The sequence below is a fragment of the Yimella sp. RIT 621 genome (assembly GCF_004146205.1).
Classification (GTDB): domain Bacteria; phylum Actinomycetota; class Actinomycetes; order Actinomycetales; family Dermatophilaceae; genus Yimella; species Yimella lutea.
Genome location: NZ_SEIP01000014.1, coordinates 49,329 through 73,353 on the forward strand (window position 1 = coordinate 49,329; position 24,025 = coordinate 73,353).

The 24,025-nt window shown below is 67.3% G+C and carries 19 protein-coding genes; 13 read left to right on the plus strand and 6 right to left on the minus strand.

Features of this window, described 5'->3' with window-relative positions; genetic code table 11:
- Positions 1-110: 110 nt before the first annotated feature.
- The 10 genes from EU513_RS13205 (at position 111) to EU513_RS13250 (ending at position 12,720) form a co-directional block, all read left to right on the plus strand.
- Positions 111-2,360, plus strand: coding sequence for an immune inhibitor A domain-containing protein (locus EU513_RS13205; protein ID WP_240796054.1), 2,250 nt, complete (start codon positions 111-113; stop codon positions 2,358-2,360).
- Positions 2,361-2,463: 103 nt separating this feature from the next.
- Positions 2,464-3,801 (plus strand): type I glutamate--ammonia ligase, encoded by a 1,338-nt coding sequence (gene glnA / locus EU513_RS13210; RefSeq protein WP_129626695.1) that lies wholly within the window; start codon positions 2,464-2,466, stop codon positions 3,799-3,801.
- Positions 3,798-6,788 carry a bifunctional [glutamine synthetase] adenylyltransferase/[glutamine synthetase]-adenylyl-L-tyrosine phosphorylase gene (locus EU513_RS13215; RefSeq protein WP_129626697.1) on the plus strand — a complete coding sequence of 997 codons (2,991 nt, stop codon included), beginning with the start codon at positions 3,798-3,800 and terminating at the stop codon, positions 6,786-6,788. The genes glnA and EU513_RS13215 overlap by 4 nt, the downstream gene beginning before the upstream one ends.
- A gap of 69 nt (positions 6,789-6,857) precedes the next feature.
- Positions 6,858-8,192: a histidinol dehydrogenase gene (gene hisD / locus EU513_RS13220; RefSeq protein ID WP_129626699.1), complete on the plus strand. Its 1,335-nt coding sequence runs from the start codon at positions 6,858-6,860 to the stop codon at positions 8,190-8,192.
- Positions 8,189-9,322: a histidinol-phosphate transaminase gene (locus tag EU513_RS13225; protein ID WP_129626701.1), complete on the plus strand. Its 1,134-nt coding sequence runs from the start codon at positions 8,189-8,191 to the stop codon at positions 9,320-9,322. The genes hisD and EU513_RS13225 overlap by 4 nt, the downstream gene beginning before the upstream one ends.
- On the plus strand, positions 9,319-9,960 hold the full coding sequence (gene hisB, locus EU513_RS13230; RefSeq protein WP_129626703.1) for an imidazoleglycerol-phosphate dehydratase HisB: 642 nt from the start codon (positions 9,319-9,321) through the stop codon (positions 9,958-9,960). Before EU513_RS13225 ends, hisB begins: the two co-directional genes overlap by 4 nt.
- 15 nt (positions 9,961-9,975) lie before the next feature.
- Positions 9,976-10,593: a hypothetical protein gene (locus EU513_RS13235; RefSeq protein ID WP_129626705.1), complete on the plus strand. Its 618-nt coding sequence runs from the start codon at positions 9,976-9,978 to the stop codon at positions 10,591-10,593.
- Positions 10,590-11,204: an imidazole glycerol phosphate synthase subunit HisH gene (gene hisH / locus EU513_RS13240; RefSeq protein WP_129626707.1), complete on the plus strand. Its 615-nt coding sequence runs from the start codon at positions 10,590-10,592 to the stop codon at positions 11,202-11,204. Before EU513_RS13235 ends, hisH begins: the two co-directional genes overlap by 4 nt.
- Positions 11,205-11,219: 15 nt before the next feature.
- Positions 11,220-11,957 (plus strand): bifunctional 1-(5-phosphoribosyl)-5-((5-phosphoribosylamino)methylideneamino)imidazole-4-carboxamide isomerase/phosphoribosylanthranilate isomerase PriA, encoded by a 738-nt coding sequence (priA, locus tag EU513_RS13245; RefSeq protein ID WP_129626709.1) that lies wholly within the window; start codon positions 11,220-11,222, stop codon positions 11,955-11,957.
- Positions 11,950-12,720 carry an SseB family protein gene (locus tag EU513_RS13250; protein ID WP_240796055.1) on the plus strand — a complete coding sequence of 257 codons (771 nt, stop codon included), beginning with the start codon at positions 11,950-11,952 and terminating at the stop codon, positions 12,718-12,720. Before priA ends, EU513_RS13250 begins: the two co-directional genes overlap by 8 nt.
- Positions 12,721-12,735: 15 nt before the next feature.
- Here EU513_RS13250 and EU513_RS13255 read toward each other — a convergent pair whose 3' ends face one another.
- The 4 genes from EU513_RS13255 to EU513_RS13270 form a co-directional block, all read right to left on the minus strand.
- Positions 12,736-13,722: a 1-acyl-sn-glycerol-3-phosphate acyltransferase gene (locus EU513_RS13255; RefSeq protein WP_129626711.1), complete on the minus strand. Its 987-nt coding sequence runs from the start codon at positions 13,720-13,722 to the stop codon at positions 12,736-12,738.
- Positions 13,719-14,588, minus strand: coding sequence for a patatin-like phospholipase family protein (locus EU513_RS13260; RefSeq protein ID WP_240796056.1), 870 nt, complete (start codon positions 14,586-14,588; stop codon positions 13,719-13,721). Before EU513_RS13260 ends, EU513_RS13255 begins: the two co-directional genes overlap by 4 nt.
- 309 nt (positions 14,589-14,897) lie before the next feature.
- Positions 14,898-15,860 carry a phosphotriesterase gene (locus EU513_RS13265; protein WP_129626715.1) on the minus strand — a complete coding sequence of 321 codons (963 nt, stop codon included), beginning with the start codon at positions 15,858-15,860 and terminating at the stop codon, positions 14,898-14,900.
- Positions 15,857-17,356, minus strand: coding sequence for an AMP-binding protein (locus tag EU513_RS13270; RefSeq protein ID WP_129626717.1), 1,500 nt, complete (start codon positions 17,354-17,356; stop codon positions 15,857-15,859). The genes EU513_RS13265 and EU513_RS13270 overlap by 4 nt, the downstream gene beginning before the upstream one ends.
- Before the next feature lie 140 nt (positions 17,357-17,496).
- Here EU513_RS13270 and EU513_RS13275 point away from each other — a divergent pair, with 140 nt between their 5' ends.
- Positions 17,497-18,465, plus strand: a complete 969-nt coding sequence (locus EU513_RS13275; protein ID WP_129626719.1) for a zinc-binding dehydrogenase — start codon at positions 17,497-17,499, stop codon at positions 18,463-18,465.
- A 412-nt stretch (positions 18,466-18,877) separates the two neighbouring features.
- Here the strand turns inward: EU513_RS13275 and lpdA are convergent, their stop codons facing one another.
- Both lpdA and EU513_RS13285 read right to left on the minus strand, forming a co-directional pair.
- Positions 18,878-20,278, minus strand: coding sequence for a dihydrolipoyl dehydrogenase (lpdA, locus tag EU513_RS13280; protein ID WP_129626720.1), 1,401 nt, complete (start codon positions 20,276-20,278; stop codon positions 18,878-18,880).
- Between the two features lie 43 nt (positions 20,279-20,321).
- Positions 20,322-20,660: a DUF952 domain-containing protein gene (locus EU513_RS13285; protein WP_129626722.1), complete on the minus strand. Its 339-nt coding sequence runs from the start codon at positions 20,658-20,660 to the stop codon at positions 20,322-20,324.
- An 87-nt stretch (positions 20,661-20,747) separates the two neighbouring features.
- On the opposite strand from EU513_RS13285, the gene EU513_RS13290 reads away from it, so the two are divergent.
- Together EU513_RS13290 and EU513_RS13295 are read left to right on the plus strand one after the other, a co-directional pair.
- Positions 20,748-22,637 (plus strand): serine/threonine-protein kinase, encoded by a 1,890-nt coding sequence (locus EU513_RS13290; protein WP_129626724.1) that lies wholly within the window; start codon positions 20,748-20,750, stop codon positions 22,635-22,637.
- Positions 22,638-22,702: 65 nt separating this feature from the next.
- Complete coding sequence (locus EU513_RS13295) at positions 22,703-23,893, plus strand: MFS transporter (protein ID WP_129626726.1); 1,191 nt, start codon at positions 22,703-22,705, stop codon at positions 23,891-23,893.
- Positions 23,894-24,025: the final 132 nt, after the last annotated feature.

The following is a 24,025-nucleotide window of genomic DNA, read 5'->3' on the forward strand; positions in this document are numbered from 1 at the left end:
AAACTTCCTGGATGACCGGGCTCCACCCCCGCAGCCCGGGATCCCCTGGAGGAACAGTGAACCGACGGATTTTCCGTGCCGTGGTGGGCACGACAGCTGCCGTGACGGCAATGACATGCGCAGGAGGCGCAGCGACCGCGGCCCCGGTCGTGGGCCAGGTGGCCACTTCGGCGGTGCCCGGTGACGACGCACCCTCGAAGGTCCAGCGCGACAACCTGCCCGACCCGATGCACGAGGCGCAGGGCAAGTTGCGCAACGACGCCGTCAAGCAGGTCGTCGCCGGCAAGGCCAACCTGAAGACCATCAACGGCAAGCGTGTTGTCGAGATGAAGAAGGCCAAGGGCGCTCAGAAGGGCAAGTACGTCCAGTACGACGTCAACCGAACCGCCTCGATCTTCACGATCCTCGCCGAGTTCGGAGACCAGACCAAGCCGGCCCAGGGTGGTGGCGCAGGTCCGATGCACAACCAGATCGAGCAGCCCGACCGCTCGGTCGACAACAGCACCATCTGGAAGCCGAACTTCGACCGGGCACACTTCCAGGACCTCATGTTCGGTCCGACGAACTCGATGCAGCACTTCTACAAGGCGCAGTCCCAGGGGCGCTTCAACGTCACCGGTGACGTCAGCGACTGGGTCAAGCTGCCCTACAACGAGGCGCGCTACGGCCACAATCCGGTCCCGGGCGACGGCACCAGCGAGGCCGAGGGCTACTGGTCGTTCATCGGCGACTCGGCCACCGCGTGGTACAACGCGCAGAAGGCTGCCGGCAAGACCGACCAGCAGATCAAGACCTACCTGGCGCAGTTCGACAAGTGGGACCGTTACGACTACGACGGTGACGGCAACTTCGATGAGCCGGACGGCTACATCGACCACTTCCAGGCCATCCACGCCGGCCAGGGCGAAGAAGTCGGAGGCGGCGCACAGGGCGAGGACGCGATCTGGTCCCACCGCTGGTCCGTCCAGTCGGGTACCGGCACCACCGGTCCGGCCAACTTCAAGGCCGGCGGTGTGCAGATCGGTAACACCGGCATCTGGATCCGCGACTACACGACCGAGCCGGAGAACGGTGGCCTCGGTGTGTTCGCGCACGAGTTCGGCCACGACCTCGGCCTGCCGGACCTGTACGACACCGCGGGTGGCGACAACAGCACCGCGTTCTGGTCGCTGATGAGCGCCGGTTCCTACCTCAACGACGGTGGCCCCGACGGCATCGGCACGATTCCGGGCTATATGGGTGCCTGGGAGAAGATGTTCCTCGGTTGGTCCGACACCAAGACGGTGAACTACGCCAAGGGTACGAGCCAGACTGTCACCACTGGACCGGCCGACCTGGACGACAAGAAGCTTCCGCAGGCTGTCGCCGTCAACCTGCCGAACCGCACGCTCGTGGAGCAGTACACCAAGCCCAAGACCGGAACGATGGAATGGTGGAGCGGTCGTACCGATGGCACCACCACGTCGCTCACCCGCGACATCGACCTGACCAACGCCTCGACCGCGTCCGTCTCGGCTGCTGTCGCCTACGACATCGAGACGAACTACGACTACCTGTACTCGCAGGTCTCCACCGACGGTGGCACCACGTGGAAGAACGTCGCCGCGCCGCTGACGGGTAAGAACCTCAACTGGGCGACCAAGACGGTCGACCTGTCGGCGTACAAGGGACAGAAGATCAAGTTCCGTTTCGCCTACGTGACCGACGAGGCCTACAACGAGGCCGGCGCGTTCCTGGACGACATCGTCACCACCATCGACGGTGTCTCCAGCACCGAGGGTGCGGAGTCCGAGACCTCGGCGTGGACCGCGAAGGGCTTCACCCGAATCGACGGAACCGTCACCAAGCAGGTGCCGCAGTACTACCTCGCCGAGTACCGCCGTTACGCCGGGTACGACGCCGGCCTGCGGACCGGTCCGTACAACTTCGGTTTCGCGAACACCAAGCCCGACTGGGTGGAGCACTTCCCCTACCAGGACGGCCTGCTGATCACCTTCAGCGACGGTCGCTACGAGGACAACAACACCTCGGTGCACCCGGGCGGCGGACTCGTCCTGCCGGTCGACGCCAACCCGGCGAACATGAAGTTCTCGGACGGTACGAAGGTCGGCAACCGTCGCCAGCCGTACGACGCGACGTTCACCACGCAGGCTCGTGACGAAATCACGTTGCACCGCAACGGTGTTCCGACCACCTTCCCGTCCAAGCCGGGCGTGACCACGTTCGACGACAGCGACCCGGACCGCTACTACGACGCCACCAACCCGTGGGCCTCGACAAAGGTCGCCGGCTCCGGCACGACGATCCGCGTCCAGAACCACGCGGCTAAGTCGATGAAGCTGGTCATCTCGTTCAAGTGATCGCACAGCAGTAAGCCGCGACCCTCGCGGTGAGATGCGTGGCCCCGGGTGTGAATCACCCGGGGCCACGCGTATGACGCCGCAGTAGGCCAAGATGGGAACCATGGATCGGCAACAGGAATTCGTGCTGCGCACCATCGAGGAACGCGACATCCGGTTCGTACGGGTGTGGTTCACCGACGTGTTGGGAACCTTGAAGTCGGTGGCGGTCGCCCCGGCCGAGCTCGAGGGGGCGTTCGTCGAGGGCATCGGCTTCGACGGCAGTTCGATCGAGGGACTGGCCCGGGTCTACGAGGCCGACATGCTCGTACGGCCGGACGCTTCGACCTTCCAGATCCTGCCGTGGCGCGGTGAGCGTCCCGGCACCGCGCGGATGTTCGCCGACATCCGGTTGCCCGACAACTCACCGAGTGCCGCTGACCCGCGCAGCGTGCTGCGTCGGGCGCTGGGCAAGGCGGCCGAGAAGGGGCTGACCTTCTACACCCACCCGGAGATCGAGTTCTATCTGTTCGAGAAGGACCTGTCCTCCTCCGGTGAACCGGTGCCGATCGATCAAGCGGGCTTCTTCGACCACGTCCCGCAGGGTGCCGGCCACGACTTCCGTCGAGCGGCGATCTCGATGCTGGAGACGATGGGCATCTCGGTGGAGTTCAGCCATCACGAGTCCGGTCCAGGCCAGAACGAGATCGATCTGCGTTATGCGGACGCGTTGTCCACCGCAGACAACATCATGACCTTCAAGACGGTCGTGAAGGAGGTCGCGCTGGAGCGCGGCATCTTCGCGTCCTTCATGCCCAAACCGCTTGCGCACCAACCGGGTTCGGGCATGCATACGCACGTGTCGCTGTTCGAGGGTGACACCAACGCGTTCTACGAACCCGGTGCGCCGTACCAGCTGTCGCTCACCGCACGCCGCTTCATCGCGGGCGTCCTGAAGCATGCACCGGAGATCTCCGCCGTCACCAATCAGTGGGTCAACTCCTACAAGCGGCTATGGGGCGGCCAAGAGGCTCCGGCGTACATCTGCTGGGGCCACAACAACCGCAGCGCGATGGTGCGAGTGCCGATGTACAAGCCGAACAAGGGCGCCTCGACCCGCGTCGAGATCCGGTCCCTCGATCCGTCCTGCAACCCCTACCTGGCGTACGCGCTCGTGCTGGCCGCAGGCATGCGCGGCATCGAGCAAGAGTACGAGTTGCCTCCCGAGGCGGAGGACGACGTCTGGAACCTCACCGACCGCGAACGCCGAGCGATGGGCATCGACCCGCTGCCGGCGTCCCTCGACCACGCGATCCACCTGATGGAGGAGAGCGAACTGGTCGCCGAAACCCTTGGCGAGCACGTCTTCGACTTCTTCCTGCGCAACAAGCGCGCCGAGTGGGCGGCCTACCGCGAGCAGGTCACCCAGTTCGAGATCCAGCAGTACCTCTACCGGCTGTGAGCGCCGAGTCCGCCCTGACCGACGGCGCCCTCACCCGCGTCGGCTTCCTGGAACCGTCCCGGAGCAAGGGTCTGCTGGAGCAGGTGCCCGACTGGTCGCCGGAGGCGTTGGTCGGCCCGTTGTCGAAGGTCGCCGATCCCGATGGCGCGGCCCTGGGCCTGGTCCGGTTGTACGAGGCGCTGGACGCCGGTGATCGCCAGGAGGTCGGCGAGCTCTTGGCACAGGACGGCGACCGCGCCGATCGGTTGTTGCATCTGCTCGGTGCATCCTCCGCACTCACCGACTGGCTGGTGCGCCGCCCCGAGCAATGGCGCGAGGTCGCGGACGCCACGATCGGCGACGAGGCGACGCTGCGCGAGGCGGTCTCGAACGAGGTGAGCGACAGCACCGGTCCGGAAGCGGTCGATCTGCTGCGGATCGCCTACAAGCGCCAACTGCTGAAGATCGCGGCTGTCGACCTCTGCGGCAACTCGGTCGAACTGCTGCCCCAGGTCTCGCAAGCGCTTGCGGACCTGGCCGGCGCCGCGCTGCAGACCGCCCTCGACATCGCCTCCCGTGAACACGACGACAGTGATCGGTGCCGGCTCACCGTGATCGCGATGGGCAAGTGTGGGGCACGCGAGCTCAACTACATCTCCGATGTCGACGTCGTGTTCGTGGCCGAGCCGGCCGACGGTGCCGACGAGGACGAAGCCCTTTCTGTGGCGACGAAACTGGCGATCGACCTGATGCGGATCTGCAGCACCTCGACCGGGGAGGGAAGCCTGTGGGAGGTGGACGCGGCGCTGCGCCCGGAGGGCAAACAAGGCCCGCTGGTGCGCACGGTGGCCAGCCATCGTCGTTATTACGAGCGTTGGGCGAAGACGTGGGAGTTCCAGGCGCTGCTGAAGGCACGACCGGTTGCGGGCGACATGGAACTCGGCGCGGAGTATCTCGACGCCATCCAGCCGATGATCTGGCAGGCCGCCCACCGGGAGAACTTCGTCGAGGACGTCCAGGCCATGCGTCGCCGCGTCGAGCAGCACGTGCCCGCCGGGGAGGCGGCCCGGCAGATCAAGCTCGGGCCTGGCGGCCTGCGCGACATCGAGTTCAGCATGCAGCTGCTCCAGCTGGTGCACGGCCGCACCGACGAACGATTGCGGCTGCGCAGCACTCTGGCGGCGATCGACGCGCTCGCCAACCGCGGTTACATCGGTCGTACCGACGCCGCAAAGCTGGACCAGGCGTACCGGACCCTTCGGGCGATGGAGCACCGCATCCAGGTCTCGAAGATGCGGCGCACCCACTTGATGCCGACCTCCGAGACCGACCGTCGGCGGATCGGGCGCGGACTCGGCTTCCGTAGTGACGCCGACACCGAGATCGAGTCGCTGTGGCGCAAGCAGTCGCGCGAGGTGCGCCACCTGCACGAAAGCATCTTCTACCGTCCGCTCCTGTCGGCCGTTGCGCGGTTGTCCGACGACGACGCTCGTCTGAGCCCGCAGAGTGCGGCCGACCGGTTGAACGCGCTGGGTTACCGCGACGCCAAGGGAGCCATGCGTCACCTGGAGGCTCTGACCGGGGGAGTGACCCGGCGCGCGGCGATCCAGCGCACGCTCATGCCGGTGATGTTGCAGTGGTTCGCCGAGGAGCCCGATCCTGATCTGGGCCTGCTCACGTTCCGCAAGATCAGTGAGGCCCTGGGCACCAGCCCCTGGTATCTGCGCATGCTGCGCGACGAAGGCTCCGCCGCCGAGACCCTGGCGCGGGTGCTGGCCACCAGCCGGTTCGTGTCCGGGCTGCTCGAACGCGCCCCGTCCGCTGCCGCGCTCGTCGGCGACAAGGACGCGCTCGTCCCGTTGTCGAGTGAGGCGATCATCACCGCGATGAAAGCGGCCGCGTCCCGCCAGGAGGATGACGAAAAGGCCGTCGTCGGGTTGCGGTCCACCCGGCGCACCGAACTCATCCGCATCGCGATCGCCGACCTGTCCGGCGACCTCGACACGGACGCGGTCGAGAACGCACTCAGCGACCTCACCGCAGCCACCCTGCATGTCACGCTGGGAATCGCGATCCGAGCGGTGGAAAGGGAAGCGGGAGAACGACTTTCGACCCGCGTCGCGATCATCGGCATGGGCCGGCTCGGGGGCCGCGAGTGCGGTTACGCCAGCGACGCCGACGTGCTGTTCGTGCATGATCCGGCCGAGGGTGCTGACCCGAAGACTGCCGAGAAGCAGGCCGAAACCGTGGTCGGCTTCGTCCGCAAACACCTGAGTTCCGCAGGCCCTGACCCAGCCTTGGGCGTCGATGCCGACCTGCGTCCGGAGGGCAAGACCGGTCCCTTGGTCCGCACGCTGGAGTCGTACGCCGCGTACTACGAGCGCTGGTCCGAGGGCTGGGAGGCGCAGGCCCTGCTGCGTGCCTCGCCGGTCGCCGGCGACCCGGACGTCGGTCGCCGGTTCATCGAGATCATCGACCCGCTTCGTTACCCCGAAGGCGGCATCGACGACAAGGCCGTTCGTCAGATCCGCACCCTGAAGGCCCGCATGGAGGCCGAACGCATCCCGCGCGGCGGCGACCTGAAACGGCACTTCAAGCTCGGTCACGGCGGTCTGTCGGACGTCGAATGGACCGTCCAGATGCTGCAACTGCAGCACGCCGCCGCCTACCCCGACCTGCGTCACCCGGGCACGATGACTCCACTCAAGGCGCTTGCCGAGCACGGTCTGATCGACGACGAGGCGGCGTCGATGCTTCGGCAGTCCTGGACGCTTGCCTCGCGCCTGCGTAACGCGTCCGTGCTGTGGCGCGGCCGTGCCGTCGACGGGTTGCCGAGCAACATGACCGACGCGAACGGCATCGCCCGGGTGATGGGCTGGCCGGTTGGCTCGGGCAACCAGCTGTCCGAGCGGTATCGCCGAGCGGCGCGTAAGGCGCGTGGTGTGGTCGAGGAAGTGTTCTACGGCGAGAAGGAACGCCTCGGCCGGGACCCCAATCCGACCCGGTGAGCAGCTGGTCGGGCGGCCGTTCGGTGGACGGTTCTACATCACACCGGCGAGCTTCGTAGACTGAAGCACGTGCTTTCCCGTATCGATCTGCGCGGCACCGCCCTGTCCGACCTGGACGCCCGTGGCCTGCGTAACACCCTGCCCCGTGCCGAGTTCGACGTCGAGGCCGCGCTGGACACGGTCCGTCCGATCTGCGAGCAGGTCGAGCATGGTGGCGTCGAGGCGCTGCTGGAGCTGGGGGAGAAGTTCGACGGCGTCCGACCCCCGCAGCTTCGGGTGCCCGCCGAGGTCATCACCGCCGCGCTCGAAACGCTCGACCCGGCCGTCCGCGCCGCGCTCGAGGAGTCGATCCGCCGCGCTCGCCTGGTGCACGCCGACCAGCGCCGCACCGAGGTGACCACGAAGGTCAGCGACGGTGGCACGGTCACCGAGAAGTGGATCCCGGTCGATCGGGTCGGTCTCTACGTCCCCGGCGGCAAGGCGGTGTACCCGAGCTCGGTGGTGATGAACGTGGTGCCCGCGCAACTGGCCGAGGTCGGCTCGATCGCGGTCGCCAGCCCCCCTCAGAAGGACAATGGCGGTTACCCGCACCCGACGATCCTGGCCGCGTGCGCGCTGCTCGACGTCGACGAGGTGTACGCGGTCGGCGGGGCACAGGCGGTCGCGATGTTCGCGCACGGTGCGCGGGACGCGTCCGGAGTCACGGTCTGTGAACCGGCCACCTTGGTCACCGGCCCGGGCAACATCTACGTCGCCGCCGCCAAGCGGTTGCTCAAGGGGCTCATCGGAATCGACGCCGAAGCGGGCCCCACCGAGATCGCGATCCTCGCCGATGCCACCGCGCAGCCGGACCTGGTGGCGGCCGACCTGATCAGCCAGGCAGAGCACGACGAACTGGCTGCATCGGTGCTGGTCACCGACTCGGTGGAGCTGGCCGACGCGGTCGACGCCGCGCTGGAGCGCCGGGTGCCCGCGACCAAGCACACCGAGCGGGTGCGTATCGCGCTGACCGGGCGCCAGTCGGGCACTGTCCTCGTCGACGACGTGTCGGCCGGACTGCGGGTCGTCGACTCCTACGCGGCCGAGCACCTGGAGATCCAGACCGCGGACGCAGCCTCGGTGGCTGCCAAGGTCCGCAATGCCGGCGCGATCTTCGTCGGCGACCACTCGCCGGTGAGCCTGGGCGACTACGCCGCCGGTTCGAACCACGTCCTGCCCACGGGCGGATGCGCGTGCCACAGCAGCGGTCTGTCGGTGCAGTCCTTCCTGCGCGGTGTCCACGTCGTCGACTACTCTCGTGACGCGCTCGACGAGATCGCCGAAACCGTTGTGACGCTTGCAAATTCGGAAGATCTACCGGCGCACGGCGAGGCCGTGACCGCCCGCTTCGAGGCGCGCTCATGAACGAACTCGACCGACTGCTGCGCGCGGATCTGCGCGGCCGCACCGCCTACGGCGCTCCGCAGCTCGACGTGCCCGTGGCGCTCAACACCAACGAATCCTCCTACGGCGTCTCACGCGAGGTGGTCGACGCGATCCTCGCCGAGGTGGAGGCCGTCGCGAGCACGCTCAACCGGTACCCCGACCGTGAGTTCACCCGGCTGCGCACCGACCTGGCCGACTACCTCACCCGGACGACCGACGTGCACGTGGAGCCGGACGAGGTCTGGGCGGGCAACGGCTCCAACGAGGTGCTGCAGCACATCGTGCAGGCCTTCGGCGGCACCGGACGTACCGCCCTCGGCTTCACCCCGTCGTACTCGATGCACCCGATCATCAGCGGCGTGAGCGGTACGAGCTGGGTCGACGGAATGCGCACCCAGGATCCGTCCCGCTTCGACATCGATCTCGACCTCGCGGTGGAACAGGCAGCGGAACATGACCCGTCGGTGGTGTTCCTCACCTCCCCGAACAACCCGACCGGCACCGCACTCGACCTCGACGTCGTGCAGGCCGTGTACGACGCAGCACCGAACGCGATCGTCGTCGTCGACGAGGCGTACGCCGAGTTCGCGCGACCGGGCACGCCCAGTGCGATCACGCTGCTCAAGGGACGGCCGCGACTGGTGGTGACCCGCACGATGTCCAAGGCGTTCGCCTTCGCGGGGGTGCGTCTGGGCTACCTGGCCGCTGACCCACACCTGATCGACCTGCTCCGTCTGGTCCGGATGCCCTATCACCTCTCGTCCGTCACGCAGGCGGTCGCGTGTGCTGCTCTCGAACACCGCACCACGATGTTGTCGATGGTCGAGGCCATCAAGGCCGAGCGTGACCGATTGGTCGCGGGGTGCACCGATCTCGGGTTGCGACCGGTGCCGAGTGATGCGAACTTCGTCCTCGTCGGCGGGTTCGACGACGCCGCCACGACCTGGCAGGCTCTGCTCGACCAGGGGGTCCTGGTGCGTGACGTCGGCATCGCCAACCACCTGCGGATCACCGCAGGCACACCGGACGAGACGGACGCCGTCCTCGCCGCCTTCAGCACTGTCCTCGCCACCGCGCGAGGCGCGGACGAACGTCAGGAGACAGCATGAATTCCGTTCACGCAGAGCCCTACTCGCCGCAGAACCAGCCGCACCGCGTCGCTGAGTTGTCGCGCAAGACCTCGGAGAGCTCAGTCGAGGTGCGGGTCGACCTCGACGGAACCGGGAAGGCCGAGATCTCGACGGGTGTGCGCTTCTACGACCACATGCTCGAGAGCTTGGCGAAGCACTCGCTCATCGATCTGCGGGTCAAGACCGTCGGCGATGTCGACGTGGACGCTCACCACTCGGTCGAGGACACCGCGATCCTGCTCGGGCAGGCCGTCCGTGAGGCGCTCGGTGACAAGTGCGGGATCAGCCGGTTCGGCGATGCGACGGTGCCGCTGGACGAGGCACTCGTGCAAGCCGTCGTGGACGTGGCCGGTCGCCCCTACTTCGTGCACGTCGGTGAACCCGACGGGCAGATCTACGCGATCATCGGCGGCGACTACACCGGCTCGCTGACCCGACACGTGCTGGAGAGCTTCGCGCACCACGCAGGGATCGCGCTGCACGTTCGCGTGCTGTCCGGTCGCGACCCGCACCACATCGTGGAGACTCAGTTCAAGGCGGTCGCCCGAGCGCTGCGCGCCGCGATCGCGCGCGACCCGCGCGTCGAGGGCGTGCCCAGCGCCAAGGGCGTGCTTTGAGCCGATGAACCGATCATGAGTCGAACGCTGCCCGGCGTTCTGCTGCTGCACGCCGACGCCAAGCTGACCGACGCGTGGGTGCGGCGCGGTGTGGTGCCCAGCTACGTCGTCCCGCTGCCCGGCTGGACCGCGGTCGTCCCCGCCGGACCGACTCAGCTGTCGGCCCCATACGACGACGCGTTGACCGTGACAGCGAACCGTCCGGTACCGACCCGGCTGCGAACAGCCTTGGGGTTCTTCGTGATCGACGGTATTGCGATCGTGTCCGCGCAGACCCGTGGCTGGCGCTCCGCACCGCGGATGGTCAGTTGGACGCCCGGTCACGGCGCGGATGAGGTGCCTGGTTTCCCACCGCTGAAGCTCGGTCAGCTCGCCGAGTCGGCGGGTCTCGACGAGAACGATGTCGCCGGGGTCCGTCGGGTGCTCGCGGCTCGCGCCGGTGACCCGACCGCGCAGTTGCAGCAGTTGATGCACGCTCTCGCATTGCCGGGTGCCGGGATGCTGTCCGGCGAGGGCGTGAAGTCCGACCTCGAAGCAGTTCTGGTGGAGCCCGACCGGAGCGCCGTCGGTCACTTCGAGAAGGTTGCCGGCGACGAGGCCGAGATGCGCGCCGAACTGCGGGAGAACCTGTGAAGCGGGTCGTCGTCCTCGACTACGGCAGCGGCAACGTGCGCTCCGTCGTCCGCATGCTCGAGCGGGTCGGCGCCGATGTCGAGTTGACGGCCGATCGTGAGGCCGCACTGTCGGCCGACGGACTGTACGTGCCCGGTGTCGGCAACTTCCACGCGTGCATGGCCGGCCTCGACGCGGTCGGTGCTGCCGGATTGATCGAGCAGCGGCTCACGAACGGGCGTCCGGTTCTCGGCGTCTGCGTCGGCTACCAGGTGATGTTCGACGGCAGCGCCGAACCCAGCCCGGCCCCGTTGCCGGGCCTTCGGCGCTGGGCCGGCGAGGTCGGCCGTCTCGAAGCCGACGTCGTCCCGCACATGGGGTGGAGTCAGGTCGCCGCCGGGGCGGGGAGCGTGTTGTTGGACGGTCTGGACGGCGAACGGTTCTACTTCGTCCACTCCTTCGCCCCGTCGCGCTGGGGAGGTGCCGACACCGCCGTCGTCAGCACGGCCACACACGGTGGCTCCTTCGTCGCCGCGATCGAGGACGGCCTGCTGGCAGGCACACAATTCCACCCGGAGAAGTCCGGGGACGCCGGTGCGCAGTTGTTGCGCAACTGGTGTGATTCGTTGTGAGACAAGGGAAGTGACATGACCGAACAGCCACGCCTCGAGCTTCTTCCGGCCGTCGACGTCGTCGACGGCCAGGCCGTCCAACTGGTGCAGGGCATCGCCGGCACCGGTGGTGAGTTCGGTGACCCTTGGCTGGCCGCGAAGGGTTGGCAGGACCAAGGCGCCGAGTGGCTGCACCTCGTCGATCTCGACGCCGCCTTCGGTCGCGGGTCGAACCACGAACTGCTCGCCTCCATCGTGCAGCGTCTCGACATCAAGGTGGAACTGTCCGGCGGCATCCGCGACGCCGAGACCCTCGAACGGGCGCTGGCCACCGGCTGCCGCCGGGTCAACCTCGGCACCGCTGCGCTGGAGCACCCGGAATGGACCGCCCGCGCGATCGCCGAGCACGGCGACCGGATCGCCGTCGGGCTCGACGTCAAGGGCACCACGCTCGCCGCGCGTGGCTGGACCAAGGAAGGCGGTGACCTCTACGAGACGCTCGCCCGCCTCGACGGTGAGGGTTGCGCTCGTTACGTGGTGACCGATGTCGCCAAGGACGGGATGATGCAGGGCGCGAACGTCGACCTGCTGAAGGACGTCTGCTCACGCACCGACCGTCCGGTCGTCGCATCGGGTGGTGTCTCGACGTTGGACGACCTACGTGCGATCCGTGAACTGGTGCCGAACGGTGTCGAAGGGGCGATCGTCGGTTCGGCCCTGTACAAGCGGGCGTTCACGCTGCCCGAGGCGCTCGACGTCGCCGGGCGTGCGTGAGAACGCTGTGAGCTCCCAGGTGCCTGACTCGACCGACGACAACGAACAGTTCGACTCCGCAGGGCAGACCTGGCGGGGTAGGCAGGTCACCGACACCGGTTTCGGACACGATGACGGTTCGGCGAGTCCGGCTGTACTGCAGGCCCTTTCGGCTCCCGGTGACGAAGTCTCGCTGATGGCGACCCTCGCCGACGCCCGCTTCCTGGTTCCGATCGTCGCCGACGCCACCGAGGTCGTCCAGGGCGGCGGCCTGCACGCGGACAAGGCCGCCGACATGGCGGTGGCGGTGCTCGTCGGACAGGACGGCACGCGTGCACTGCCGGTCTTCACCTCACTCGATTCGCTGCACGCGTGGGATCCGGCGGCACGGCCTTCTCCGGTGGCAGCGGACAAGGCCGCGCAGGCTGCGGTGAGCGAGCGCGCCGACGTGATGGTGGTCGACCTGGCCGGTCCGCACCAGGCCGTCCTGCGACCCAGCATGGTGTGGGCGCTGGCGATGGGACGTCCGTGGCGTCCGGCACACGAGGACGAGCACGTCATCGCAGCGGTCGACTCGGCGGCGGCGCTCGAACAGGCTGCGGCCGGAGCGTCCTGTGAGGCAGGAGAGAGCGGCGCACTACGCATCGTGCTGCACCTGCGGCCCGGGCTGGACGCGTCCGAGGTTTCAGCCCTCGCGCAGCGCATGGGGGAGAGACTGGCGACCGACGGTGAGGTGCGGGCCCGCATCGACGCGGTCTCGTTCGCCGTCCGCCCTGCCGAGTAGGGCTCGGCGGGGCGCTCAGTCGCCGTCGAGTGCGTCGGTCCAGTCGTCCAACCGTTCCCACTCGTCCTGCAGCCAGGCATCGATGTGCTCGTCCGGTAGCGAATCTGCCTGTCGCACATCGATATGGATCTGCCGACGCAGTGGCAGGGCCCGCCAGATGTCGGGCACCGAGCGAAGGTCCTCCACTCCCTGATGGCCCGCGACGAGCACCTGGGAATCGGGCCTGGCCTGCAGGATGCGGCGCACACCGGTGGATCGTGGTGACAGCACCCGCGGGTTGCGTTCCAGCCAGGCCGCTCGCTCGGTCTCACCCTTCTCGATCGCTTCGGCGAGATCGGACGCGTGCCGGCCGGGTGACCAGTTGCGGCCTTCGGGGAACAGGAGGGTCGCGTCGTTCACCTCGACGTGTTCGGCGAAAGCGCGCAACCGTTCGTCACGCACCTGTGCAGTCATGCCCTCACCGAGGAAGTAGGCGTGCAGTCGACGCAGGCACAGGTCCATGGCCGGGTCCCACAGCAGCGCCCGTTTCAACACGACGCGGGGGATACGCACCAGGGTGTGGGTGATGACGTACACCATCAGCAACGAGTCTCCGGTGCCGGCGTGGCGGGCGAGCAGGAGCACGGGCCGGTCCGGATCCACGGCCGGCACCCTCACCCGTAGGTCGAGCCCCACCAGGCGATCGGCTGCCTGCACGAACCGGTGCAGTTCCTGGCCGAGCACGACCACATGTCGTGCCTGCCACTCCTGCTGATTGCGTCGCCAAGGCGGCATCACACACCACAACCAGGTACAGCGCACGAACACCGACCAGTCGAGCAGGACGGCGGCCGCACAGGTCCACGTCAGGCGCCATCCGCGCTTGCGGCGGCTGGGCAACTCCAGCACCCACAACAGACAGCCGAGGACGACGAGCAGCAACATCATGACCGGCGCGACAACGGCGTAGATCGGATCGCGAAGGATCCGACGGACGATCAGCGCAGGGACCGGCGGATTCACCGGCGCAGGCCGGTCAGGTGTGCGGACGCCGCGTCGTAGGCGTCGTCGATCCGGCGGCGGACGGCGGTGTTCGACATCTGGCCGAAGGACACGGACGGTGCCGCTTCGGTGCCGGTCGGCAGCACGATCAGTTCGATCTCGTCCGGTACCGACTCGATCTCCTCCAGATACCGGTGGCGCCGGGCGATCTCGAACGCGACCTGACCCACCTGCCAGGGCCATCTGGGGGCGCGCAGCGCGCGGTCGACCCGACCGACGTGCATCACGAAGATTCGATCGCAGTCCAGCAGCATCGCGCGGCCGACGGGGATCGAGTGCACCAGACCGCCGTCGAAGAAGTGCTCGTCGCCGATCCGGAACGGCGGGAACATCCCTGGTACCGAACAGGATGCGACGACTGCTTCGGCGAGCGGTCCTTTGGTGAACCAGCGCGCCTTCGCCTGCTCGACGCTCGCTGCCACACACTGGAAGCGCACCGGGAGGTCTTCGATCGAGCGGGCCGGCAGTTCGTCACGCAGCAGTTTGAGCAGCCCGCCGGAGGGGTAGAGGTGAGTGCGTAGGTCTCGTCCGCGAGGACGGCGCAGATAGTCCGATCGGTCGCGCAGTCCGCGCACCGTGGTCAGGTGTGTCCACAGGTCCTCCAAATCGGCGAGACCTGACGCGTCCGGTCTGCCGGCGAACGCCGCCCCGTTGATCGCCCCGATGCTGGTGCCGAGGACGACGTCCGGGGTGATGCCGTGGTCGACCAGGGCTCGTAGGGCGCCGATCTGGGTGGCACCCAACACACCGCCGCCACCGAGGACGAAGGCGGTGCGCGATGTGCTGACGGGGGCGGCGCGAGGATCGTCATGAACGGCGGGGGACACGTCGCGACGATATCCGAGCGATCGCCCTGTCGACCGAGCACAATGGCGCACGATTCGGTGAGGCCTCGGTGAGGCCTCGGCGGGACCGGGGTGAGGTCCCGTCGAGACCTCGATGGACAAGGGAAGTGACGGATGCCCGAACAGCAGTGTCCTCGGCAGTTCGGTCAGTATCGTCTCGACGCAATCGATCCGAGCTGGGTGGCGACTCGGAGCCGGATCCGGCCGCTGCGCCATCGACCCGTAGCACTTCGAGCTCGACGCGTTCGGCGGTGACGCTCTGCCTGAAGGATCCGAGCGAGAGCTGACCGATCAGCGCTCGAAGTAACGGCGAGGATTCGCGACCAACATGGTCTCGATGTCGTCGTCACTGACGCCGCCGTCGCGCAGGGCGGGAAGGACATCCTCGCTGATGTGGCGGAAGTTCCACTTGGGCACCACCTGCCGCTTCGCCTCAGGGTCGAACCAGTCGATGAAGCACGACGCGTCGTGCGCGACGACGATCTTCTCGGCGTAGCCGCGCTCGACGAGATCGACGACCGTGCGGACTCGGTCCTCGAACGGCAGCAGCACGTCGAGACCGAACCGGTCCATGCCGAGAAGCGATCCGGCGTCCGCGAGTTCGGCGAGGTAATCCAAGTCGGTCGTGTCGCCGGAGTGCCCGATGACGACCTTGGTCAGGTCGACGCCCTCTTCGCGCAGGACGCGCTGCGCCTCCAGCCCCGAGCGGGTATGCGGGTTGGTGTGAACGGTGATGGGTGCACCGGTGCGGACGTGCGCCTGCGCGACCGCTCGCATCACGCGCTCGACGCCCGGAGTCATCCCTTGCTCCTCGATCGCGCACTTGAGGAATCCCGCTCGGACGCCGGTGTCGGCGATTCCCTCGGTGAGGTCCTTGACGAAGAGTTCGGTCATCGGCTCGGGGACGTCGAACAGCAATCCCGGTCCGCTGTAATGGAATTGGAACGGGATCTCGTTGTATGTGTAGACGCCGGTCGCGACGACGATGTTCAGGTCGGTCTGTGCGGCGATCTTCTGGATCCGCGGGATGTAGCGTCCCAGGCCGAGCACGGTCGGATCGAGAATCGTGTCGATCCCGAGTCCCTTCAGTTCGTTGAGGTCGCGGACCGCATCGGCGATCTTTCCCTCCTCGTCCCAGTCGCCCTGGAAGTTCTGCCGGTACTCCTCGTTCACCACGAAGACGTGTTCGTGCACGAGCACCCGTCCGAGCTCTGCGGACTCGACGGTGCCGGTGACGGTGGGGACGCTGGTCATGCCCGCTCCTGCGCTTCGAGGGACGCGCGATCGATCGCGCGTTTGAGGATTTTGCCGGTCGCACCCTTGGGCAGGGCGTCGGTGAACGTGATGACGTGCGGGACCTTGTACGCCGAGAGTTGTTCCTTCGCGTAGGCGCGCAACCCTTCGGCGTCGAGGGTGGAGCCGGGGGTGCGCACGACCACAGCGGCTACTTCCTCGCCGTAGTGCTCGTGCGGGATACCGACGACGGCGGCCTCGACGATCTCGGGGTGCGCGTAGAGCACCTCCTCGACCTCCCGGGGGTAGACGTTGTAGCCACCACGGATGATGAGATCCTTCACCCGGTCGACGATGCTCAGATACCCGTCGGCATCCACGGAGCCGAGATCGCCGGTGCGCAACCATCCGTCCTGCAGGTCGGACGCGGTCGCGTCCGGACGATTCCAGTAACCCTTGAAGATCATCGGTCCGGTGATGAAGACCTCGCCGACGGTGCCCGGCTCGACCGGCTGCCCGGACGGGTCGCGGATCTCGACGGCGGCACCCGGGAGAGGCGGGCCGACGGTGCCGACCTTCTGTTCCCGCCGAATGTCGTTGAAGGTCGCCGTGCCGTTGGACTCCGTGAGCCCGTATCCCTCCAGGATCGCGCAGCCGAACTTCTTCTTGAAGGCGTTGATCACCTCGACCGGCAGCGACGCGCCGCCCGAGCTGGCCACACGCAGGTGCTCGAAGTCGTCGGCGCAGTAGTCGCCGGCGGCGTGCAGGATGGCGTTCCACATGGTCGGGACGCCTGACACGACGGTCAGCTCGTGCTCGGTGATCATCCGCAGCATCGTCTGCGGGGTGAACGGGTGCAGGATCGAGAGGGTGACCCCCTGGACGAGCACGGCGTTCATCACCACGCACTGACCGAAGACGTGGAACAGCGGCAGACCCGTGCCGAACCTGTCGCCGGGTTCGACCTGCAGCACCGGCTCGAACATCTTGGGCGTTTGCACCAGGTTGTCCGCCGTCAGCTCGGCACCCTTCGGGCGGCCCGTCGTGCCGGAGGTGTAGAGGATGAGCGCAGTGGCATTCGCGTCGTGATCGTGCGCTGCGGTCAGCGGCTCGGTGTCGTAGCGATGGCCGGGCTCGATGATGTCCAGCGGTAGGTCGCGGCGCTCGGCCACCACGCCGGACGCATCCGCGCACTGGCTGTACGCGACGATACGGCTGACACCCGCGTCCTCACAGAGGTAGTCCAGCTCCGCAGCGGTCGACATCGTGTTGGCAGTGATCACCGTTGCGCCCAGAGCGTGCAGACCCAGGTAGGTGATCGGGAACTCCATCACTGTCGGCGCGATGAACAGGACGCGGTCGTACGGCTGCACTCCGGCCTGACGGAAGTAGCCGCCGGCTGCCGCACTGGCAGCCTTCAACTCGGCGAAGGTGAGTTGCGAATCCAGCGTACGAACCGCGAGATGCTCCGGCTGGCGATCAGCGGTCTCCCAGATTTCACCGGCGATGTTGACCATTCGAATCCTCCCGTCCGGCAACAGGATTCGTACGTGCGACGGACGCTCCGTTGCAGCCTGGCCGGATTCGCTCTCACGCTACGCCGAGCCGGGCGGACGAGGCAACGGATTGTCGAGGTCAGTGTGTCTAGGCTGGCACCATGTTCGCCGCTCACGCCGCCCGCACCGACTCTGCCGACCCACTGTCCGCTCTCGAGATCAGTGACATCGTCCCAGCCAGCACGCCTGCGGAGTGGGTGTCGGTGCGGATGAAGGCGGCCAGTCTCAACCATCACGATGTCTGGTCGTTGCGTGGCGTCGGTCTATCGCCCGAACGGCTGCCGATGGTGCTCGGTTGTGATGGTGTCGGTGAAACGGACGACGGACGGATGGTGGTGTTGCACACCGTGATCGCGAGCCCGGGGTGGACAGGTGACGAGACGCTTGATCCGAAGCGATCGTTGCTGTCCGAGGTGTACCCCGGGACTCTCGCCGAGTACGTGCGGATCCCCGCGGCGAATCTCGTGCCTCTGCCCGAAGGGCTGGCGGTGGAGCACGCCGCCTGCGTGTCGACCGGTTGGCTGACCGCGTACCGGATGTTGTTCGTCCAGGCCGGTGTGAAGCCCGGCGACTCGGTGCTCGTTCAGGGTGCGGGTGGTGGAGTGGCCACTGCCGCAGTGCAATTGGGCAGCGCCGCAGGACTGCGGATGTTCGTGACCTCTCGCGACGAGGAGCGCGGCCGGCGCGCCGTCGAACTCGGCGCCGAGGACGCGTTCGGGTCGGCGGAGCGGTTGCCGCGCCGGGTCGACGCCGTGCTCGAGACCGTTGGTGCCGCGACCTGGTCGCACTCGGTGAAGTCGCTGCGCCCGGGCGGCACGATCGTGATCGCCGGGGCGACGTCGGGAGATGCACCGGACAAGGCGGAGCTCACCCGGATCTTCTTCCAGCAGATGCGGATTCAGGGTTCGACGATGGGCACTCGCTCGGAACTCGAGGCCCTGCTGAGCTTCATGGCTTCCCGTCGCATCGAGCCGGTGATCGACTCCGTCCGCCCGCTGTCCGAGGCCCGCGGAGCGTTCGAGCGGATGATCGACGGCGACCTGTTCGGCAAGCTCGTCCTCACCATGTGACTACCTCACGGAACAAACCCGGTGAGATCGCGCGAGACTGTGACGAATGCAGCTGAGTCCCAGCACTTCACCGTGGTTTCGGCGCGCGGGCCCTCCTTCGTCGGGTCCGCGGCTCACCCAGCGCAGGATTGAGACTCACCCTGGGGACGGCTGAGCCCTCTGGCGGGAACGACTTCGTCGAAGGACTGGCTCGGTGTGCCGGTGGTGGCACCTGGGTGACCACGGCGCAAGGCTCACGCGGCGGGACGCATCGACCCCCTGGCAGAAACGATGCCTCGTCGAAGGGCTGGCTCGGTGTGCCGCAGTGGTGGCACCTGGGTGACCACAGCGCAAGGCCCACCTTGCGGGACGCGTCATGCCCCCAGCGCGAGCTTGCGAAGCGCTGGGGGCATGAACCGCGAAGGAGCAAGAATCAAAAATTGATCATGTGGCCTTCGATGCCGTGGAAGGCCTCCTTGAGCGCCTCACCCAGGGTCGGGTGGGCGAACACGACGCGCGACATCTCGGCGGCGGTGAGGTCCCAAGTGGTGGCGGTGACGGCGGCCGGGAGCAACTCGGTGACGTCCGGGCCGATCATGTGGACGCCGAGGATCTCGTTGTGCTCGGCGTCGGCGACGACCTTGACGAAGCCGACCGGTTCGCCGAGGCCCATGGCCTTGCCGTTTGCGGTGAACGGGAACTTCGCGGTCTTGACCTCGTGGCCGGCGTCCTTGGCCTGTGCCTCGGACAGACCCATGGAACCGATCTGCGGCATGCAGTAGGTCGCGCGAGGGATGTTCTGGAAGTCGATCGTCTGGGTGTCGGCGCCCGCGATGGTTTCCGCCGCGACGATGCCCATGGCCTCGGCGACGTGGGCGAGCATCAGCTTGCCGGTGACGTCACCGATGGCGTAGACGCCGTCGACGTTGGTGCGGCCGTAGTCGTCCACCTTGATGGCGCCGCGGTCGGTGGTCTCGACACCGATGGCGTCCAGGCCGTAGCCCTCCAGGCGCGGTGCGAACCCGATGGCGGACAGCAGGCGGTCTGCCTCCAGCACCTTCTCGTCTCCCCCCTTGGCGGGGGAGACTGTCACCTTGACGCCGGAGCCGGTGTCCTCGACCGACTCGACCTTGGTACCGGTCAGCACCTTGACGCCCAGCTTCTTGTAGTGCTTGGCGAGTTCCTTGGAGATCTCTTCGTCCTCGGTCGGCACCATGCGGTCGAGGAACTCCACGATCGTGACATCGACACCGAAGTTGGCCATGACGTAAGCGAATTCGACGCCGATGGCGCCCGAGCCGGCGATGATGATCGACTTCGGCAGGTTCGGGTCGAGGATCTGCTCTTCGTAGGTAACGACGTTGTCGCTCACCTTCACTCCGGGCAGCATGCGGGTGGTCGCGCCGGTGGCGAGGATCAGGTTGTCGCAGGTGACCTCACGGGTCTCACCGTCGTTGCCCTCGACCGAGATCGTCTTCGGGCCGGTGAGGGTGCCCCAGCCGTCGATCTCGGTGATCTTGTTCTTCTTCATCAGGAAGTGGACACCCTTGACGATGCCCTCGGAGACCGCTCGGCTGCGCTTGTGTGTCGGGCCGTACTCCATGGAGGCGTCGCCGACGATGCCGAACTTCTCCTTCTCGTGGTTCAGCGTGTGCGACAGCTCCGCGTTCTTGAGCAGTGCTTTGCTGGGGATGCAGCCGACATTGAGGCAGACACCTCCCCAGTACTTCTTCTCGACCACGGCGGTCTTCAGACCGAGCTGGCTGGCGCGGATGGCGGCGACGTACCCACCGGGGCCGGCGCCAAGGACAACGACGTCAAAGTGTTCTGCCACGAGGACGAGCGTACGCCGCCCGTTCGTCTGCGTGGGCGCCGAGTCATACCTGCAAGTACGGGAGCAGTTCTACGGCGGTCACGCACTCGATCGGCAGGGGGCCGTACAGGTGGGGGAACTGCTCGCCGGTCTCCGGATTGCCGACCTCCACGACGATCTCGAGGTCCGCGGCGTCGACGTGGAGCAGCAGCAGATCCCTCACGTCGGCGTAGAACCGTTGCCTAGTGGCCGGCCACTGATGCTGGAACGAAAGGTGGATGAAGCCCTGCTCTTCGAGGGTGACACCACGGGTCGAGACGCGGTACTCACCCTGTTCCTGCGCCAGGATCCAGTCCGCAGGAAGGGCGAGGTGGAACAGTTCGGTGGTCGGCTCGGATTTCATGGTCGAGATTGAAGCAGTGGGAGCGCGAAGGACTCACCGGGCCGAGAGTTGCTGGTCTGGCCGCACACTGCAGGGCAGGATATCCCCGTGGGGAGAGATTTGGCACCTGGCACCGTGATCGGGGGAGTGTCCATCATCGGCCTGGCCGGGCGCGGCGGCATGGGCTCGGTGTACCGGGCGCAGCACCTCGCGCTCGATCGGACCGTCGCGATCAAGGTGATGAACGCCGACGTCGCCGACGACCCCGAGTTCCTCGCCAGGTTTCGCCGCGAAGCGCGGCTGGCCGCCGCGTTGGATCACCCGCACGTCGTCCCGATCATGCATGCCGGGGAAGAAGGCGGTCGCGTCTACCTCACGATGAAGTTCGTCGACGGCACGGATCTGTCGAAGGTCATCCGGGAGGGAAGCGTCGAGCCTGCGGAGGCGGTGGAGATCGTCCACCAGGTCGCGGGAGCGCTGGACGCCGCGCACGCCCGCGGGCTCGTTCACCGGGACGTGAAGCCGGCCAACATCCTGGTGAGCGGAAGTAGAGGAAGACCGCACAGTTACCTGACCGACTTCGGCATCACCAAGGAGGTCAGTGACAACGGGCTGACCGCTGCCGGGATGACCATCGGCACCGTCGACTACATGTCGCCCGAGCAGATCAACGGGGATCCGGTCGACGGACGCAGCGACCAGTACGCCTTGGCGTGTGTGCTGTTCCAACTGCTCACCGGTCGGGTGCCGTTCGCAGCGGATCGACAGGTCGCCCGGATCTCGGGTCACTTGTACTCTCCGCCGCCCGACCTTCGAACGATCAGACCGCAGCTGCCGGGCGAACTGGCTCACGTCGTCGCCAAGGGCCTCGCCAAACAGCCGGATCGACGCTTCGCCTCGTGTACCGCGTTGGCCGAAGCTGCTCGTACAGCTCTCGTTGACGGGGGATCAGTCCACTCGACGGTGCCGTTCGTCGGCGCAGATGTCACCCATGGACCCGGCGGTTCTTCCACGATGTCCGCGCCGCGTGCCGGTGGGCCGTCGAGACGTGTACTGCTCGGAGCCGGGGCGGGCGCCGCGGCACTGGCGGCCGGAGCCATCGGCTGGCATCTGATCCCGCGGGACGACGAGCCCGCTGGCCCTGGCCCCTCGCCCGGAGTGGTAGGTGAGTTGAAGTCCGGTGCGATTTCGGTGGGCCCGAACCCAAGAGGGCTCGCCGGCGGTGACGGCGCGTTGTGGACCGCGAACTACGACGACGGCACGGTGAGTCGGATCGACCTCGCGAACCGGACGGTGCGCTCGATCAAGGTCAACGGTGGCCCGGGCAGCCTGCACTTCGGCCAGGGCAAGACGTGGGTGTGGAACTACTCCAGTTCGTTCACGCCGGTCGATGCCGCGACCGGGGAGGTCGGTGAGCTCATCCGCCTCGACCACGCGATCTCCAGGTCGGCCGCCGGAACCGACTTCCTCTGGTATGTCGTGCCGAGCCAGCACGCCATAGGCAGGATCGACATGCGTAGCGGTGAGAACATCCCTGGTCTGATCAAGGTGGGTAGCCGTCCTGATGGAATCGCGGCCTCCGGTGGCAAGGTCTACGTCGTCTGTGTCGGCGATCGGGCGCTGGTAACGCTCGACGAGGCCACCGGGCAGCCTGCCGGGGAACGGGTGGACCTGCCCGCCGGCATCGTCGGGGTGGTGGCTGCTTTCGGGCGAGTGTTCGTCGGCGGCAACGGCCTGGCCCAGGTGCGCGGCTCGAAGGTGACCGCCGCCGACCTGGAGAACAACGTGCGCGGTAGCGCTGCCCTGGGCAACGACGGCGTGTGGATTCACGACGGCTCTGGGGGCACGATCACCAAGTACGACTTCGACCTGAAGGCGCCGCTGGGCGCGTCCATCGCCGGAGTGCCGCCACGGCTGGTGGACTTCCTGGTCTTCTCCGGCTCCCTCTGGCTGCTGGACGGCGACAACTCGCAGGTGCATGAGATCCGCATCCTTTGAGGCGGTGATCGAACTCACCGGAAAACTGTTTGTGTTCGAACACTTCGAATTGGAAGAATGGACGGATGTCCATCACCCCTCACCGCAGCGTGCTCGGCAACCAGGCGGCACGTCGTGTGCTGCTGCTCGGAATCCTGCTGCGGATCCCGATCTTCGGCACCGGGGTGTTGCTCATGCTGCACGTCGTCGAGCAGCTGGGTCGTTCCTGGGGGGAAGCCGGTCTGGTGTCGGCCGTGGCCACCTTGGCCATCGCCGTCAGCGGCCCCTGGCGTGGACGCCTGCTCGACCGTCACGGTCTGCGCAAGGTCGTCCTCCCGTCGATTCTGATCAACGGATCCTGTTGGGCCGTAGCCCCTTTCGTCGGCTACTGGCCGCTGCTGATCCTCGCCGGTGTCGCCGGTCTCTTCGTCGTCCCGATCTTCTCCATCGCGCGCCAGAGCGTCATCGCTGCCGTGCCGATGCACGAACGGCGCACCGCGTTGTCGGTGGACGGCGTGGGCGTCGAACTTGCCTACATGTCCGGGCCGGCCGTCGCCGTGTGGGCGGGGAGCCAGTGGGGCACCGCACCGACCCTCTTCGTCCTGCAGATGCTCGGCGTCCTCGGCGGAATCGTGTTGTGGATCCTCGACCCGCGCCTGCGCGAGGAGACCGCCGGGGCCGGCGAGGTCATCGACGTCCCGCGATCGGCATGGTTCCGGCCGGCATTCATCGGCCTGTGCCTGGCCGCCGCCGCCTCGACGCTCGTCCTGGTCGGCAGTGAGGTCTCCGTCGTCGCCGGCCTGCGCGAGTGGGGACAGTCCGGATCGCTCGGACTCGTGTTCGCCGGCTGGGGGATCGGTTCGATCGTCGGCGGTCTCGTCTACGGCGCACTGTCCCGCGGCCTCTCGCCGTACCTGCTGCTCAGCGGTCTGGCGCTGGTCACCCTGCCCATGGCGCTCGCAGACTCCGCGGTGACCGTCGCTGCTCTCGCGTTGCTGGCCGGGCTACTGTGCGCGCCGACGATCACCGCGTCCGTCGAAGCAGTCAGCCGGGTCGTGCCCGCCGTGGCCCGCGGCGAGGCGATGGGTTGGCACGGATCATGCATGACCGCCGGATCGGCGATGGCGGCACCGCTCGCCGGTCTGGTCATCGACTCCCGGGGGCACCAGAGCGCGATCGTGCTGGTGTGCCTGGCCGGTCTGCTCATCGCCTGCGTGGGCGCGGCGTCCGTGCTCGTGGTCCGCCGTCGTCGCAGCCAAGTGGCTTTGGCCGCCTGACCGCCCGATCGAACGAGCGACGATTTCGTCGCCGCGGGCTTCACTGGTAATCTTGTAGCACCGACTCATGCGCTTGCCGTATGAGTGTGCAAGAGGAGCAACGCTTCCACCCGAGTCGACAGGCATGTCGCC